At 56.1% G+C, this 16,566-nt stretch carries 13 protein-coding genes and 2 tRNA genes; 2 read left to right on the forward strand and 13 right to left on the reverse strand.

Features of this window, described 5'->3' with window-relative positions; genetic code table 11:
• Window position 1 precedes the first annotated feature (1 nt).
• From pepN to QGM61_RS15030, 9 genes are all read right to left on the reverse strand, one after another.
• A complete protein-coding gene (gene pepN / locus QGM61_RS14990; protein WP_281133466.1) occupies window positions 2-2,716 on the reverse strand; it encodes an aminopeptidase N in 2,715 nt (904 codons plus the stop codon).
• A gap of 21 nt (window positions 2,717-2,737) precedes the next feature.
• On the reverse strand, window positions 2,738-3,565 hold the full coding sequence (locus QGM61_RS14995) for a DUF2797 domain-containing protein (RefSeq protein ID WP_237134451.1): 828 nt from the start codon (window positions 3,563-3,565) through the stop codon (window positions 2,738-2,740).
• A gap of 45 nt (window positions 3,566-3,610) precedes the next feature.
• Window positions 3,611-3,907 carry a YeaC family protein gene (locus QGM61_RS15000; RefSeq protein WP_237134452.1) on the reverse strand — a complete coding sequence of 99 codons (297 nt, stop codon included), beginning with the start codon at window positions 3,905-3,907 and terminating at the stop codon, window positions 3,611-3,613.
• A 4-nt stretch (window positions 3,908-3,911) separates the two neighbouring features.
• Window positions 3,912-4,748, reverse strand: coding sequence for a rhomboid family intramembrane serine protease (locus QGM61_RS15005; RefSeq protein ID WP_281133467.1), 837 nt, complete (start codon window positions 4,746-4,748; stop codon window positions 3,912-3,914).
• Window positions 4,741-5,631, reverse strand: a complete 891-nt coding sequence (locus tag QGM61_RS15010) for an NAD(+) kinase (RefSeq protein ID WP_281133468.1) — start codon at window positions 5,629-5,631, stop codon at window positions 4,741-4,743. Before QGM61_RS15010 ends, QGM61_RS15005 begins: the two co-directional genes overlap by 8 nt.
• Window positions 5,632-5,716: 85 nt before the next feature.
• Window positions 5,717-7,966: a M12 family metallo-peptidase gene (locus QGM61_RS15015; protein WP_281133469.1), complete on the reverse strand. Its 2,250-nt coding sequence runs from the start codon at window positions 7,964-7,966 to the stop codon at window positions 5,717-5,719.
• A gap of 59 nt (window positions 7,967-8,025) precedes the next feature.
• Window positions 8,026-8,970, reverse strand: a complete 945-nt coding sequence (locus QGM61_RS15020) for a 1-aminocyclopropane-1-carboxylate deaminase/D-cysteine desulfhydrase (RefSeq protein ID WP_281133470.1) — start codon at window positions 8,968-8,970, stop codon at window positions 8,026-8,028.
• Window positions 8,971-9,044: 74 nt separating this feature from the next.
• A tRNA-Asp gene (locus tag QGM61_RS15025) sits at window positions 9,045-9,121 on the reverse strand.
• A gap of 45 nt (window positions 9,122-9,166) precedes the next feature.
• A tRNA-Val gene (locus QGM61_RS15030) sits at window positions 9,167-9,242 on the reverse strand.
• A 141-nt stretch (window positions 9,243-9,383) separates the two neighbouring features.
• Here QGM61_RS15030 and queD point away from each other — a divergent pair.
• Window positions 9,384-9,743, forward strand: coding sequence for a 6-carboxytetrahydropterin synthase QueD (queD, locus tag QGM61_RS15035; protein ID WP_237134457.1), 360 nt, complete (start codon window positions 9,384-9,386; stop codon window positions 9,741-9,743).
• Between the two features lie 76 nt (window positions 9,744-9,819).
• On the opposite strand, the gene QGM61_RS15040 is transcribed toward queD, so the two are convergent.
• From QGM61_RS15040 to prfB, 4 genes are all read right to left on the reverse strand, one after another.
• A complete protein-coding gene (locus QGM61_RS15040; protein ID WP_281133471.1) occupies window positions 9,820-10,992 on the reverse strand; it encodes an NAD(P)/FAD-dependent oxidoreductase in 1,173 nt (390 codons plus the stop codon).
• An 18-nt stretch (window positions 10,993-11,010) separates the two neighbouring features.
• Window positions 11,011-11,700, reverse strand: coding sequence for a uracil-DNA glycosylase (gene ung / locus QGM61_RS15045; RefSeq protein WP_281133472.1), 690 nt, complete (start codon window positions 11,698-11,700; stop codon window positions 11,011-11,013).
• 8 nt (window positions 11,701-11,708) lie between these two features.
• Window positions 11,709-13,229, reverse strand: a complete 1,521-nt coding sequence (gene lysS / locus QGM61_RS15050) for a lysine--tRNA ligase (RefSeq protein ID WP_281133473.1) — start codon at window positions 13,227-13,229, stop codon at window positions 11,709-11,711.
• A 4-nt stretch (window positions 13,230-13,233) separates the two neighbouring features.
• Window positions 13,234-14,329 (reverse strand): peptide chain release factor 2 gene (prfB, locus tag QGM61_RS15055; protein ID WP_237134461.1). Its coding sequence is split into 2 segments (ribosomal slippage): window positions 13,234-14,256 and window positions 14,258-14,329, totalling 1,095 coding nucleotides; the frame shifts between segments, so codons are not numbered across the junction.
• Window positions 14,330-14,513: 184 nt separating this feature from the next.
• On the opposite strand from prfB, the gene mnmC reads away from it, so the two are divergent.
• Window positions 14,514-16,517 carry a bifunctional tRNA (5-methylaminomethyl-2-thiouridine)(34)-methyltransferase MnmD/FAD-dependent 5-carboxymethylaminomethyl-2-thiouridine(34) oxidoreductase MnmC gene (gene mnmC / locus QGM61_RS15060; protein ID WP_281133474.1) on the forward strand — a complete coding sequence of 668 codons (2,004 nt, stop codon included), beginning with the start codon at window positions 14,514-14,516 and terminating at the stop codon, window positions 16,515-16,517.
• Window positions 16,518-16,566: the final 49 nt, after the last annotated feature.

Here is a 16,566-nt window from a genome sequence, read left to right on the forward strand (position 1 = left end):
GTTAAAGGCTTTTGGTAACCACTTCGTACACATCCTTGGACAGGTCGGCCTGGCTGGCAATGCGTTGCAGCTGGGCCTTCATCAATGGCTGGCGATCAGCGTCGTATCGGCGCCAGCGCGTCAGCGGCGTCAACAGTCGCGCAGCAATCTGGGGATTGAGCCTGTCCAGAGTGATAACCTGATCAGCAAGGAATCGATAGCCTTCACCATCAATCTGATGGAAATTGACCGGATTGCCGTTGCAGAACGCGCCAATGACTGCGCGCACCTTGTTCGGGTTACGGATATCAAACGCGGCATGCTTCATCAGCGCTTCAACCCGCTGCAGTGCGCCAGCGCGGGTGGCCGTAGCCTGTATGGTGAACCACTGATTCACGACCAGCGATTCATGGCGCCACTTGTCATAGAACGCGGCAAGTGCCTTCTCGCGGATTTCATCAATGCCAGTCTGCTCGCCATTGACCAGCAGCCGCAGCGCCATATCGATATCCGTCATATTGCTGCTCTGTTCAAACTGCGCGTGACAGATCCGCAGGGCTTCTTCACCCTTGCCACCCTGCAGGCGCATCAGATACGCCAGGCACAGGTTCTTCAGTGCACGGCGGGCGATGGCATCTGCTGTTGGCTGATACGGCTCATCAGACTGACACAAATGATAAAGCCGGGCGAAGGAAGTGGCATGTTCAATGGCCAGTGTATCGGCAAGCGCCTCACGGACAGCATGGATACCGTCCACATCGATCGTTTCATTCTGTTCGGCCAGGTAGGCCTCAGAGGGTAACGCGAGAATCCTGGCAACCATGGCCTGATCCAGCTCCCTGACACTTTCCGCATCGCTGATGGCAGCCGCAAGAATATCACCATAGGCCTTGATCAGACGCTGATCCGGCGTGGCCGACTTCTCCTTCTGCCGGGCAGACAGCAGATCATCAATCACACCCGTGGCCAGTTCCTGCGCTGCATTCCAGCGATTGAAGCCATCGGTATCGCGTGTCATCTGAAACAGCAGCTGATCACGCGTGTATTCAAATTTCAGTTTGACCGGCGCTGAAAAACCGCGCAGCAAAGACGGGAAAGGCTGCTGCGAGAGACCGACAAATTCAAAGGTCTGCTCTTCTTCTGTGACATCGAGTACAAGTTCGTCTGCTGGCTGCTGATCGGTGGCTTTCAGGCGCAGCGGCAGGTGCTGTCCCTGATCGTCCAACAGTGCAATACGGAGTGGTATGTGGAATGCCGGCTTGTCTGCACATTCGGGAGTTGGCGGGCAGCTCTGCCGCACGGTGAGGCTGTAGACCTCACTCTCTGCATCATAGGCACCAGAGACACTCAGCACGGGTGTGCCGGCGTAACTGTACCAGCGCCGGAACTGCGTAAGGTCGACGCCGCTGGCATCTTCCATGGCTTTTACAAAATCTTCGGTCGTAACTGCCTGACCGTCGTGACGCTCGAAGTAAAGATCAGATCCTTTGCGGAACATTTCCGGCCCCAGCAGCTCACGTATCATACGCACCACTTCTGCGCCTTTTTCGTAAATGGTCAGCGTATAGAAATTGGAGATCTCCATATAGGAGTCGGGTCTCACAGGATGTGCCATCGGGCTGGCATCTTCAGCAAACTGCAAAGTGCGCAAGAAGCTGACATCCTCGACCCGTTTGACGGTCCGTGATCCCATGTCTGCAGAGAACTCGGCATCCCGGAAAACAGTAAAGCCTTCTTTCAGACTTAGCTGGAACCAGTCGCGGCAGGTGACGCGATTGCCAGACCAGTTATGGAAATACTCGTGAGCAACAACGGCTTCCACACGCTGGAATGCCGTGTCCGTAGTGGTCGACGCATTGGCCAGCACACAGGAGGTATTAAAGATGTTCAGTCCCTTGTTCTCCATGGCCCCCATATTGAAGTCGTCGACGGCAACGATCATGAAAATGTCCAGATCGTATTCTCGGCCATACACGTCCTCATCCCAGCGCATTGCATTCTTCAGTGACTGCATGGCATGGTCACACTTGTCCAGATCCTTTTCTTCAACAAAGATACGCAGGTCAATTGTGCGGCCAGAGCAGGTAGTGAACGTATCATCAATTGACTTGAGGTCACCGGCTACCAGCGCGAACAGATAGCAGGGTTTACGGAACGGATCCTCCCAGGTCACCCAGTGCCGACCATCAGGCAATTCTCCGCGCGCGATATCGTTGCCGTTCGACAACAGAACCGGATACTTTGTCTTGTCCGCAACGATAGTTGTGACAAAGCTGGACATCACATCAGGGCGGTCCAGGTAATAGGTGATCTTGCGAAAACCCTCGGCCTCGCACTGTGTGCAGAACATACTGCTGGAACGATAAAGTCCTTCCAGACTGGTGTTCTCCTGCGGCCGGATGCGGGTTTCGATGGCCAGCTCAAACGACGCATCACTGTCTCCTGCCAGGAGTCTGTCCAGTGACAGCAGCGTCAGCGTCTCGTCTTCCAGTTGATAGGCATCCTGGGTCAGCTGCCGGCCATTGATGGCGACCTTCAGCAGCTCCATGTCCTGCCCGTTCAATGTCAGGTTTTGCCCACTGCTGTCTCCACATTCCGGGTTTCTGCGCATGGTCAGCTGTGACTTTACCAGCGTTTCATTATCACCCAGTTCGAATCGCAGTTCGGTTCTGTCAATCAAAAACGGCGGCAGCTGATAGTCCTTCAGATAGACGGTACGCGACTGTGCATCTCTCATGGTGTTTCAAACCTCTTTTGTTTACTGGGCCACTTCAATTTCGTAGCCACCAAAACGGCGCATGTTGATGACGCCATTGTCGAACATCAGGTATTGACCGCGAATACCCAGCAACTTGCCTTCGACCAGTGGGTCCTTGTCAAAATTGAAGGACACAATCTTCTCAGGATGACCGGATATCGGATATTTAATTTCTATTGGATCCACACCGTTGATGGTACTGATGGCGTGAAAACCAAAACGCTGCTGCGCTTCGTCGATGTCTTTTTTGCACAGCTCGAGCAGGTGATCGCGTTCTGCAGGCAGGTCAATGATCTGGTCACCTTCCCGCAACATGTCACGCCAGTTTGTCTTGTCGGCGACATGCTGTTTGAACATCACTTCCAGCACACCACTTTGCAGGCGGCTGCGCACGCGCAGAATCGGCAGGGCCTGCACGGCACCCTGATCTATCCAGCGTGTCGGAATCTGCGTGGCACGTGTGATACCCACTTTGATGCCAGAGGAATTGGCCAGATACACAATATGATCCTGCATGCAGAATGCCTCACCCCACCAGGGCTCGCGGCAGGTACCCTGATCGTAATGACACTTTTCGGGGTGAATGATGCAGCTGTCACACTGTGCCAGACTCTGGAAACAGGGATAGCAATAGCCCTGGTTGAAACTCTTGTTGCTGTTGCGACCACAATGCACACAGTTGATGGTGCCGGTAAAACGCAGGCGCAGTGATGAACCAATCAGTGGATTCAGCGCCAGGCGAGTATCTCCCACCGGCAGACTGTATTGTACCGGCTGTTCCAGCCGGCTATGTAGTTTTTGTATATTGCCGCAGGCCAGGATTTGCACTGTCGCGATTCTCCGCAGGAATTTTGGTTTGGAACTGTCGTGAGATCAGTGCCGCGTTGTACCTGGCGGCAGAATGGTGACTGGCGCTGGTTTGGAAGCGTCGTCGTCATCACAATGGGACTTCTTCAGGCCAGTGCGATCGATATAACCAACGCGAGCCTCTTCCGGCAGGTGCTGCTCGTAAGCAATGATGGCCTGCAGGCAATACTCAAGCTGCTCGGCAGTAAGTTTACGCCCATCCGGCCACTTCCCCAGCTCGACAGCTGTTTTCAGGTTTTCGTGAACTTCCGGCGTCATCATCGCCAGAATGTCCTGTATCGATTGAATCGAGTTGTCCGACATTCCCCTACCTCGTGGATCTGTATATTAAGGCAGCCAGAGCACCAGCCAGCATACCTGACACCAGGCCACCGGCATGGGCGGCTGATGCGATATATCCGGACGCCAGCACTTCCATCAGTACCAACGCCACCAGAAACAACATTATCATGCCCAGTGGCAATCGCAATTGCGAGTTGGGCAGCAGACTCTGCCATACCCAGATAAACCCAAGCTGGCCATATACCACACCCGACATGCCTCCAAAGTTCGAGGCACCTGTCCACATATACTGGGCTACATTGCCAGCTACAGCCATCCAGACCATTATCAGCAAATAGCGCCAGGAGCGGAGCTCAGGCTCCATGACACGACCGAAATACCAGAGCCACAGGGTATTAAAAATCAGGTGCACGGCACCGAAATGCAACAGCGCCGGCGTAAACAGCTGTAGTACTGACAGCGGACCGGACAGGCCACCGGACTGATTCAGTTCGGGAAAAAACAGGCCGCGGACTGCGTAGGCATCGGCGCCCAGATTACTGATCACCGCCACCACCAGACAGGCAGCGATCAGAATCACTGTCACCGGCGCCAGCCATGCCGCATTGACCAGATTCTGCAACATCCCTTTGACTGGCAGCAGCTCCGATGGCGCAATCGCAGCACCGTCTGGCGGCTGCAGACGGCCTTGCTGCCAGGCGTCGAAATACTCGCTAATCAGCTCGGCTTCGGGCTCAGAGCGGGCCCAGACAACAAGCTTGCCGGACTCCTCTGTGATGTGATGTGGCACACCGTGCGCAGACAGAATGGCCACCAGCGGACGCAGATCCAGGCTTGCAGAGACCGAAACCGCTCTATGCATCGTCACGAACCAGCCGATTGCCCCAGCCGAGTTTACTGCGACAGATTTCGTAATAATTGTAATCAAGCGGGTGAATCAGTCGCAGCGCACTGCTCTTTTTCCTGACAATGATTTCATCGCCAGGTTCGGTGTGAAAGCGCACAGCTCCGTCGCAACTGACCAGGGGTGGTATGGCACGCTGCTTTACCACCACAATCCGGATTTCCAGATCAGCATCTACCACCAGCGGGCGACTGCTGAGTGTATGGGGATACATGGGCACCAGCACCAGTGCATTGAGATTGGGGTGCATGATGGGCCCGCCAGCGGACAGCGAGTAAGCAGTTGAGCCAGTCGGAGTTGCCACAATCAGACCGTCCGACTGCTGTGAGTTAACGAACTGTCCGTCGATGAACAGCTCAAACTCAATCATCTGCGCCGCGGTGCCTGGGTGCAGCACAACATCGTTCAGAGCGGTTCCACCGGGAAGCGTCTCATCATCCCGAAGTACCGAGAATTCCAGCATGAACCGGCTTTCTTCCCGATAATTGCCGGCCAGCACGGCATCCAGCGCGGACTCCAGCTCCTCTGGCAGAATATCGGTGAGAAAACCGAGTCTGCCGCGGTTGATGCCGAGCACCGGTACATCGTGATTGATCAGCGCCCGGGCCGCATTGAGCATGCTGCCATCGCCCCCCACAACCACCACCAGGTCACACTCGCCGCCCAGTTCATGTCGGCGGCACTCTGGCAGCGACAGTTCCGGCACCAGTTCAGCGGTTCGCTGCTCAAGCACAATCTGCAGGCCGCGAGCCTGAAGAAACTCGATCAGCCGATGCAGCGTAGACACCACGCCGGCGTGACCGGGACGTCCCATCAGACCCAGCTTGGTAAAGGTTGGCATAAGTTGGATTCCGCGCTAAGTGTAATCTGCGCGGGAGTATAACACGGGATACAGGACACACACGTGACCGGCGGTGGGCGTGAGCTCAGGGCACCGGATCAATATGGACGACCAGCGGCTCTTCGGTATAGATGACCTCACCGGTGTCCAGCAGTTGATAGGCCATAAAGATTACCAGCGGGTGGCCAACCAGCTCCGGCAGCGGCTGAAAGTCCTGCAGAACACGCAGGTACTCTACCGGCTTTAGAGTCTCAGCTTCACGATAGGCAACCAGATCTGCAGCACTGCCGTCCCAGTCGAATATTTCGCCCTTCTGGTTTAATTGCACAATACCAAAACCGGCCGAGCTCAGGTCAGCCACCATGTGGAACTGGCCGGCACGCCCGACGTGAGCCGGATCAATATAAAAATCAGCAGTGACATCCATGCGCTGGCTGGGCGTCACACGGTAGGTGTAATTCAGACCTTTGTCGACGGTGGCTGCCAGGGCAATCCGGGCTGAGGTCTCGCGACCACTGAGGTTGGCAACCAGCCTGGATGGCAGCTCCGGCACGGTGACCGGCATGTAGTCGGCAATCTGGTAGCGGACCAGATTCAGGGCCCGAACGGCATCGGCGCCGCGCTGCCGGTCACGATGGTCAACACCACAGGGCTGGCCGCCGCCACAATCAAGAGTCGGACTGGAGAACAGAGACACCCGCCTGGCGCTGCCGAAAAGAGACGGATTGGCCATGACAGTCGCAAACTGGTTGTCTACCGCGTGACCGGTGGCATAGGGGAAAGTGCCGCCCTCACCGTCCTGCCGATGCGAGTGTGTCAGACCCATGTTATGCCCTATTTCATGTACCAGGACACTGCTGACCGGGCAATCAATGCCCACCAGGGAAAATGCGTACTCACGATCCGCGAAGGCTGTCATATCGCCATAGCTTCTGTAGCCACCCAGGTTCGCCAGACCACAAAGCTCGCCGCGTGAGGTCATTGGCCGAAACAGAACCACCAGGTCAGCGCCGTAGCGCTGACGCAACTGTGGTATCTCAGCAAATGCAGAATGACTGCCATTCGTCAGTTGTTCCAGCTGGGTATGGAAGTCCACTTCGCGTCCCGGGTAATTGACCTGCCCGTGGTAAACCGGGCGCAGCGTGATGCCAACGCCGCTGTTCTGGTAAATCTGATTGGCAACGCTGATCATCTGATTTATTCGAGTAGCCGCATTGGCGCCGTACTGGGCAACCACATCCGGGGTAAACAGGGCCATGACATCAACCACGACGTGCCCCAGCGGGTCTTCGGGCACGCGGCCAGCAACGGCGGCGTTAAATGCGCTCTGACCGTTACCGCCGCCAGTGACATCGTTGACCACATTAATCCAGCTATCCTGACGCGTCTGTCCTACATAGACGGTGCTTAGCAGGCGCATTGGCTGCGCTTTGGCATCAACGCGCACCACATAACTGAGTGAGCGCGACGCACCGGGTGCCAGCGCGTCTGGCAGGCGGCAATTCAGGATGTGCTGGCTGGGCGATGCGCGGGTCCAGATGGACTGACAGGCCGGCGCCCGCACAAGTTGTGCATCTTCCAGAATAAAATAGACGTCGGCTTCCAGGCCATTGAGGCTGCGGTTGCTGCGATTGGTGAGCGTTAATGTCACTTCCAGCTCCGCCGACTGCCCGACAAATACAACATCACGGCTGAACTGCTGGGAGATTTCGACCTGCTGCGTGCTGTTGGCCTGTGTGGGTCCGGCGCTGCCACCTGCATTGGTCATTGGTTTAGGATTTGCCTGCGGCTCGCGGGCAACCCGATGTACCGGCGCCAGATCGTGTCTGCCCGGCACCACGAAGTCACTATGCGTGGCCGCCAGTCGCGCCTCGTCCGGTTGGTAAAAGCGCCCCGTCACAACATCGTTATCTCGCTCGCCGTCAAACAGCCAGCGTTCGTCATTGATCTGGATCTCGGCGAATGCCACTTCGCGATTCAGCGTGATGATCAGGCTGGCATTGTTACCGGCATCGTGTCCGCTGATGACGCGGTCACCATTGATGTAGTGCTGGTCCTGTTCAATAAGCACTGCCAGTGATTGTTCGTGTGTTGGCAGTCGAAATTCGAGAGTACTTCCTTCTCTGAGCAGCTCCAGATCAGCAACCGGAAAAGTAAGGCTGTGATCCTCTGGAGTGGTATCCGCCAGGGCCGGCGCCACGGGTGTCAGCAGCAGGCCCGCGATCAGCAGAGACAGTCCGCAAATACACAGCACAGCGCGACGGAACCGTGCCTTGCACTGGTCCGGAACGCTGAGCGTCCTGCCGGAAATTGAATGAGGGTGGCTGATTGCCATAATTAACACGCCATTTCGCATATCTGGGGCAGCTTAACCCGGCGTGGGAAAATTTTCCACTAATCTGTCGAACGGGGCACATTGGCAGCCAGCAGACCACCCGTATGCAGTGCCAGCAGGCGCGTACCGGGCGGATAATCACCCCGCTCCAACCTGGTGAATATGGCTGCCAGCAGCCGTCCGGAGTAGACAGGCTCCAGAGGAACGTCATGTTGTTCCGAAAAGTCCGCGATGAAGTCCAGCAGCGACTGAGGCTGTTTGGCATATCCACCAAAATGAGCATCCTGCGTATCCAGGCACCAGTTTGCGTCATGAGGATCGGCACCCAGTTGCTGCAACCAGCCAGCAACCTCGGCGGTCAGCGGTTCGCCCCCTTTGAGCACCACGTGCCCGGTGACCTTTATGGCCGGCGACAGACTGCTGCTCTGCAGACCGGCTACCAGACCCGCCAGCGTAGTTGCCGTGCCGCAGGCCAGACAGATTTCACTGCCAGCGAGATCGGCGACCTGTTCAAGCAGCAGACTCGCGAGGCGCTGGCAGCCTTCGACACCCGCCAGATTGGCGCCACCCTCAGGTATCACCCAGGCGGGGCCATGCTGATCAAGAAGTTGTTTTATGAAGACAGGATCATGGCGCTGTCGGTAGTCTGTGCGGCTGACAGGCACAAGGTGCATGCCTCTGGAAATGACAAACTGCAGAGCCGGATTGAGTGAGTCGGGCAACTCGCCCCTGATAATGCCAATAGTCCTGAACCCGTAACGCTGACCCGCCTCGGCAAGCGCACAAAGGTGATTGGACCAGGCGCCACCAAAACTCAGCAGCGTCGTCGCGCCGGCCTGACGGGCCTGCGTCAGATTCTGATACAGCTTGAACCATTTGTTGCCACCAAGAACCCGGTCAACAAGATCCAGTCTGAACAGGCGCAACTGCACATCGCGACGCAGCAATCGTGCATCGTTTATCTGGGTAACAGGAACCTGGCTGAAATCGGGGGAGTCAATCATGGCTGACCGGCAAGATGTTAATGGACCGGCAATAAAAAAGCCGTTGGCAGGCAACGGCTTTTTTGGGAATTCAATGGCGGACCGGACGGGACTCGAACCCGCGACCTCCGGCGTGACAGGCCGGCATTCTAACCAGCTGAACTACCGGTCCGCGACACACAACACTGCGAATGATCAGACAACGTCACTGTTTGTCTGGTGGGTGGTGAGGGATTTGAACCCCCGACATTCGCCTTGTAAGGGCGACGCTCTACCAACTGAGCTAACCACCCGCTGTGTTGAGTGACGCGCATTTTACCGACTTGAGCTGGCATGTCAAATAAAATTTAAGATTTTCTGTCTATCAATTCCGGGCGGTTAACGGTACCATTTTGGCCCTCAAAAATTTTACGTCAATCGGCCATACCCGACCCATGGAAATCTACAAAGAGTTCAACTTCGAAGCTGCCCATCGGCTGCCCAATGTCCCCGAGGGACACAAATGCGCGCGCCTGCATGGGCATTCATTTCAGGTCAGGCTGGTCGTCGCCGGGCCAGTTGGTGAGCGCAGTGGCTGGGTCATGGACTTTGGTGATATCAAGTCGGCATTCAAACCTGTCTGGGAACAACTCGATCATCATTACCTGAACGACATTCCTGGTCTCGACAATCCGACCAGTGAAAATATTGCACGCTGGATCTGGCGAAAACTTCGCCCGACGCTACCGCAACTGGTGCGTGTGGAAATACGCGAAACCTGCACCAGTGGCTGCATCTATAATGGCGCTGACTAGTAGAGATTAAAGTCCCGCGGACACACTGGCGCATCAAGGCTGAATTGTCTCATCGCTTTAAAGAGCGACCCTGAGTTCAGACCATTTCCTTTTTGATCGCCATAAAGTCGCGCGCGCGATTTATGCAATCCGCAGCGATCAGTTTGCCTTCCCTGTAATACCTGACCACCATCCCCTCTTCCACTGCGGTATCCGGCGAGCCATCGGTTTGCACCTCATCATAGCCATGGCACAGACCCACTGACTGCAGCTTCACATCATACTGATCTGACCAGAACCATGGGGTCACGTGATACACTTCAGTGCCACCACAGATATTGGCAGCGGCCACGCGCGACTGATCATTGGCATTCTGCACCGACTCCAGCCGGACACGACGTTGATACAACTCACTGGGATGCGAAGTGCAATCACCCGCAGCAAAAATATCAGGGTCGCTGGTGCGCGAATGTTCATCAACATAAATACCATTTTCTATGCGCAGCTCGGCAGACTCGGCCAGAGACGTCTCGGGCACCACACCCACACCGACGATTACCATCTGCGCCTTGATGGTGCGGCCATCGGCACAACTGACGGAATCCACCTGCCCACGACCGTTGATGGCTACAACTTCGGCATTGCAGCGCAGCTGCACGCCGTGTTGTTCATGCAGCCTGGCAAAGAAGTCTGACATCTGCTCGCCTGTCACCCGCTTGAGCACGCGACTCTCGCGTTCCAGCACAGTTACCTGCTTACCCAGTTTGCGCAGCACTGCGGCTGCTTCCAGACCGATATAGCCAGCTCCGATCACCACGACATCGGCCACCTGGTCCAGCCTGGCGCGAATCGCCTCAACGTCGGCCAGCGTGCGCAGGTAACAGACACCATCCAGCCCATCCCCCAGGGGAAGATGAATGGGTCTTGCGCCGGTGCACAGGGCCAGCTTGTCGTAAGCCAGTGATTCACCCGTTGTCAGTTGGACACGCTTTTCCTGAGGCAGGATGGCCGCCACACGCGTGTTCAATCGCAGGTCGATATTCTGCGCCTGATACATCTGCTCGGGCCGCAAAAGAATCTGCTCTGCACTTTTTTCTCCGGACATGACAGCCTTGGACAGCGGCGGGCGGTGATACGGCAGCTGGGGTTCATCCCCGATCAATGTAATCTGTCCGGTCCAGCCACTTTTACGCAGATGAACGGCGAGTTGTGATCCCGCATGACTGGCACCAATGACGATACAGTGATTGCTGGCGAGTGCTTCTGACATAAGGATCTCCGTTCTGGCTTAGCGAATCTGCCAGTCGATACTGGCCAACTGTTGTTGTTGCAGGTACTGGTTGGCTTTTGAGAAGTGTCGATTCCCCAGAAAGCCGCGATGCGCCGAAAGCGGCGACGGGTGTGGCGAGCTAAGTACCAAATGTCTTTTCCTGTCGATCATCGCACCTTTGCGCTGCGCGTAACTGCCCCACAGCATGAATACCAGGTGCTCGCGGCGCTCATTCAATAGCTCAACAATACGATCCGTGAAGTGCTCCCAGCCTTTGCCCTGATGCGAATTCGCCTGACCGGCGCGCACTGTCAGAACCGCATTAAGCAGTAGCACACCCTGCTCTGCCCATTGCATGAGATTACCGTGGGAAGGCACTGGCAAACCCAGGTCCGCATGCAGCTCTTTGTAGATGTTCTGTAGAGATGGCGGCACCGCAACATCCTGCTGGACCGAGAAACACAGACCATGCGCCTGGCCAGGTCCATGATAGGGGTCCTGACCAAGAATCACCACGCGGACTTTATCAAACGGCGTGGTGTTCAACGCATTAAAAATCTGGTTGCCGGGTGGAAATATCTGCTGCCCCTGCTGCTTTTCCTGCAGCAGAAACTGCCGCAGGGATTGCATATAGGGTTTGTCGAACTCACCTGCCAGCTCGTCCTTCCAACTGGGCTCCAGCTGAATGTCGCGAGTCTGTTCAGTCATGCCAGTCATCAGTCCTTGGCAGGTCGCATGTGAGGGAACAGCAGCACATCTCGGATGGATGGTGCGTCAGTAAACAGCATGACCAGTCGATCGACACCGATGCCCTCACCCGCTGTTGGTGGCAGTCCGTACTCCAGCGCCGTAATGTAGTCCGCATCGTAGTGCATGGCTTCGTCATCACCGGCATCTTTCTGTTCAACCTGCTCACGGAAGCGTGCGGCCTGGTCCTCGGCATCATTAAGCTCGGAGAAACCATTGGCGAGCTCGCGACCACCGATGATCAGTTCAAAACGATCGGTGACGTCGGGGTTATCATCATTGCGACGCGCCAGTGGTGACACCTCAGTGGGGTATTCGGTGATAAAGGTTGGCTGCAGCAGATGGTGCTCAACTTTCTCGTCGAATATTTCCATCATGATGCGACCCAGCCCCCAGCCATCATCGACTTTGATGCCAAATGATTTCGCCAGCTCGACGGCCGCTGGACGGGACTCCAGCTGATCGGCCGTAACGCCCTGGCAATGCTTGAGGATTGAGTCTTTTACTGGCAGCCGCGCAAATGGCTCGCCCAGATTGATCTTGAGGCCCTGGTACTCGATTTCGGTTGTACCCAGCACTTCGACAGCCAGCGTACGCAGCATGTCTTCAGTAAAATCCATCAGATCGTGATAGTCGGCATAGGCCTGATAGAACTCGACCATCGTGAACTCTGGGTTGTGGCGTGTCGACAGACCTTCATTACGGAAGTTCCGGTTGATTTCAAAAACCCGCTCAAAACCGCCAACGACCAGTCGCTTCAGATAAAGCTCCGGTGCAATTCGCAGGTACATGGTCTGATCCAGCGCATTGTGATGGGTGACAAAGGGCTTGGCCGTGGCGCCACCGGGGATCACCTGCATCATTGGAGTTTCCACTTCCATGAAGTTGTGCTTCTGGAAGTAGTTGCGCATGCTGTTGATCAGCTTTGAGCGCAGCATGAATGTGCGACGCGACTCTTCGTTGGCAATCAGGTCAACGTAACGCTGGCGATAACGGACTTCGGTATCCGTCAGGCCCTTCCACTTGTCAGGCAGGGGGCGCAGCGCCTTGGTCAGCAGCTGCAGCGACTCAACGTTCACTGTCAGCTCACCTTTGCCGGTACGAAACATTTCGCCGCTCACACCAACAATATCACCCAGATCCAGATCCTTGATTTCGGCCATCATTTCTGCCGGCAGGGCCTTGTGATTGACATAAAGCTGAATGGCATCACTGGCGTCCTGAATCACCAGGAAAGGTCCACGCTGGCGAATCAACCTGCCTGCAACCTTGACCTTGCGGGCCAGTGATTCAAGCTCTTCGCGGGTATTCTCGGCGTACTGCTGGTGCAGGTCGGCGGCCATTGCATCGCGACGGAAGGTGTTTGGAAACGCATTGCGGCTGCGCTGAATGGCGTGCAGTTTGTCACGGCGCTGCGCAATCAGTTTGTTTTCTTCCTGTGCAGCCTGAGCCTGGCTGGCGGCATTGTTTTGATCGTTGCTATCACTCATCTGTTTACAGTCCCATTTTCAGGCTGGCTTCAATAAAGCGGTCCAGGTCACCGTCCAGAACGGCACCGGTGTTGGTGTTCTCCACGTTGGTACGCAGGTCCTTGATACGTGACTGGTCAAGAACATAGGATCGGATCTGACTGCCCCAGCCAATGTCGGCTTTTTCGGCTTCTACCGCCTGCGCCTCTTCACGACGTTTCAGCTCTTCCATCTCATAGAGCTTGGCTTTCAGTTGTTTGATCGCCTGATCCTTGTTCTTGTGCTGCGAACGCTGGTTCTGACACTGCACCACGATGCCGCTCGGCAGGTGCGTCAGTCGAATCGCGGAGTCAGTGGTATTAACGTGCTGGCCACCGGCGCCACTGGAGCGGTAGGTATCGACACGGACCTGCGACATGTCCAGATCAATCTCGATGTCATCGTCGATTTCCGGCGACACAAACACTGACGAGAAGGAAGTATGGCGTCGGTTACCCGAGTCAAACGGCGACTTGCGAACCAGGCGATGCACGCCGGTTTCCGTGCGCAGCCAGCCAAAGGCGTATTCACCACCAAAAAACAGCGTCGCGCCCTTGATACCAGCCACTTCACCCGGGGAGACTTCCATGACTTCCACGTTAAAGCCCTTGTCTTCACCCCAGCGCATATACATGCGCATGAGCATCTCGGCCCAGTCCTGAGCTTCGGTACCACCAGAGCCAGCCTGAATTTCCAGGAAGGCACTGTTGGGATCCATTTTGCCAGAGAACATGCGGCGGAATTCCAGCGCATTGAGTTCTGTTTCCAGCCGGCCCAGTTCATTACCAACTTCAGTAAAGAGGTCCTGGTCTCCCTCTTCCTGGGCGAGCTGTAAAAGTTCTTTATTGTCAGACAGACCCGTGTACAGCGAATCTATGGTACCTACAACACGTTCCAGATTGGCGCGCTCGCGCCCCAGCTCCTGTGCGTATTCCGGCTTGTCCCAGACAGCCGATTCACCCAGCTCCAGCTCAACCTCTGTCAGGCGTTCTTTCTTGGTATCGTAGTCAAAGATACCCCCTGAGCGTATTGGTCCGCTCGGTGAAGTCTTTGATTTTCTGAAGCAAAGGGTTGATTTCCATTGGTCATCCTGTCGCTGAAACGTAAGTGCGGGTCGTGTATCTTGGAAAAGAGGCGCATTTTACACCACTGAGCCCCTGTTTACACACTTCAGCGTCAACCTAATTGTCGGCCAATGGTGCCTGTTTCCAGTACAATAGCCCCCTTTACCGCAATCACCCGACAAAAATCCTCACGCGACCGCCCATGTCTGACCAGTCCACATCCGATAACAGCACGCTTTCCAACGCACAGCTTCAGTGGCAGGAAGATGGCGCTCCCTATTCGCCTGAGTACGCTGACGTATATTTTTCCCGTGAGGGCGGACTGGCCGAAACCCATCACGTATTCCTGCGGGCAAATGACCTGCTCGGGCGCTGGCAGCGGCAGGATGCGGAGCTGAAGCGCAGCGGAGAAAAAGCCGTTTTTGTCATCGCAGAACTGGGTTTTGGCACCGGACTGAACTTTTTATGTACCTGGCGACTCTGGCAGCAGGCGGACTGCAGGAATCTGCGGCTTCACTACATCAGCTGCGAGAAACACCCGCTGACTCTGTCCGCATTAAAAAAAGCACTGCAACAGTGGCCCGAGCTGGCGGAGTGGCGCGATAAATTGCTGCCACTGTACCCCGATCACACTGCCGGGTATCACAGGCTTCCGCTGACTGATATCACACTTGACCTGTACTACGGTGACGCACTGACTACGCTTAACATGCAGAGCAACCAGAACGCCAGCGTCGACGCCTGGTTCCTGGACGGTTTTACCCCCACGCGCAATCCGGAACTGTGGAGTGACTCTTTGCTCGATACCATAGGCCGCCTTTGCAGGCCCGGATCAACACTCAGCAGCTACAGCGTTACCGGTCGGGTTGTGCGCTATCTGCGGCAACTGGGCTTTGGTGTGGAAAAACGCCCCGGCTTTGGCAGCAAGCGGCAAATGCTGTTTGCCGCGTATCAAGGTCAGGCGGACAGCGTCGAAGCCAGACATTCGAAGGAATCAAGCAAGCCCGCATCAGCGATCGTGATTGGTAGTGGACTGGCCGGCGCCACCGTTGCCCACGCGCTGGCCACGCGTGGAGTCAAAGTAACTGTCCTGGAAAGACAGTCACAAACCGCCAGCGGCGCATCAGGCAACCGGCAGGCCGTAGTGCAACTGCGACGCAACAAGCAGCAGGATCAATTGTGGTCATTCAATACACACAGCTATCTATATGCCCTGCGCTTCTATCAGTCACTGGCAAACGCCAGCAACAACGCGGTGCATTGGAATCCCTGCGGCGTGCTGACTCTGGACAGTGCCTACAGAAACACACGCGGCTCCGACAGCAGCCGCGACACTTACGAACACTATTCGCCCCAGATCCTGCAGACCGTGACGGCGGCACAGACACAACAACTTGGCGGTGTCGCGCTTGATGAGGGCGGAACCTGGCTGCCTGGCGGCGGCTGGATCAACCCGGCAGCCAGCTGCCAGATCTGTATGGATCACCCATTGATCAGCACAAAAACAGATACCTCAGTAGCGGCGCTGCAGTTTTCAGAGAACACGCAGCGCTGGCAACTGTATGACGACCAGAACAATCTCATTGCCGAAAGCGCCTGCGTGGTCATCGCCAACAGCTATTCCGCCACCGCACTGCAACAGACCGGGCTTTATCCGGTCCAGCCACTAAGGGGCCAGGTCAGCCATATTCCGGCAAGCAGCACCAGCAACCAGTTGAACAGTGTTGTCTGTTCAGAGCGCTATCTTGCTCCCGCGTTTGACGGCGTGCATTGCGTTGGCGCCAGCTACGTCAAAAACAGTGACTTGTCCGAACTGTCAGAAACCGAACATCAGGAGAACCTGGAGAAACTGGGTGTCATCGCCAGCGAGCTGGATCTCGGTAAGGACTCACCTCTGGCGGGCCGGGTGGCATTTCGTGGCAGCTCGCTGGACTTCATGCCGCTGATCGGCCAGGTGCCCGATCCGGTTCTGCCCGAGGAGCAATACGGCAGTACGCGGCATCTGCAGACAGAAGCGCCTGAGAAGCGCTTGCCAGGGCTGTATATGAGCATCGGTCATGGGTCACATGGTACGGTCAGCTGTCCGATGGCAGCGGAACACCTTGCGGCACTGATCTGCAACGAACCCAGCCCGCTCCCAAAAGACGCCGCCGACTGCGTAGACCCCATCCGCTTCATCCGCCGCCTCCGCAAACGCCGTAAATAAACACTGCACCTACTTTACGCCACGGTCCGGGAGGGGAGTATCTGCATCT

Origin of the sequence: Pseudohongiella sp. SYSU M77423, assembly GCF_029911965.1 — a bacterium.
Taxonomy (GTDB): Bacteria; Pseudomonadota; Gammaproteobacteria; order Pseudomonadales; family Pseudohongiellaceae; genus Pseudohongiella.

Bases quoted from the DNA above. Each gene is read 5' to 3' on its own strand.
- pepN (WP_281133466.1), bottom strand. From the start codon at position 2,716: ATGAGAGATGCACAGTCGCGTACCGTCTATCTGAAGGACTATCAGCTG.
- QGM61_RS15000 (WP_237134452.1), bottom strand. From the start codon at position 3,907: ATGTCGGACAACTCGATTCAATCGATACAGGACATTCTGGCGATGATG.
- QGM61_RS15005 (WP_281133467.1), bottom strand. From the start codon at position 4,748: ATGCATAGAGCGGTTTCGGTCTCTGCAAGCCTGGATCTGCGTCCGCTG.
- QGM61_RS15010 (WP_281133468.1), bottom strand. From the start codon at position 5,631: ATGCCAACCTTTACCAAGCTGGGTCTGATGGGACGTCCCGGTCACGCC.
- QGM61_RS15015 (WP_281133469.1), bottom strand. From the start codon at position 7,966: ATGGCAATCAGCCACCCTCATTCAATTTCCGGCAGGACGCTCAGCGTT.
- QGM61_RS15020 (WP_281133470.1), bottom strand. From the start codon at position 8,970: ATGATTGACTCCCCCGATTTCAGCCAGGTTCCTGTTACCCAGATAAAC.
- queD (WP_237134457.1), top strand. From the start codon at position 9,384: ATGGAAATCTACAAAGAGTTCAACTTCGAAGCTGCCCATCGGCTGCCC.
- QGM61_RS15040 (WP_281133471.1), bottom strand. From the start codon at position 10,992: ATGTCAGAAGCACTCGCCAGCAATCACTGTATCGTCATTGGTGCCAGT.
- ung (WP_281133472.1), bottom strand. From the start codon at position 11,700: ATGACTGAACAGACTCGCGACATTCAGCTGGAGCCCAGTTGGAAGGAC.
- lysS (WP_281133473.1), bottom strand. From the start codon at position 13,229: ATGAGTGATAGCAACGATCAAAACAATGCCGCCAGCCAGGCTCAGGCT.
- mnmC (WP_281133474.1), top strand. From the start codon at position 14,514: ATGTCTGACCAGTCCACATCCGATAACAGCACGCTTTCCAACGCACAG.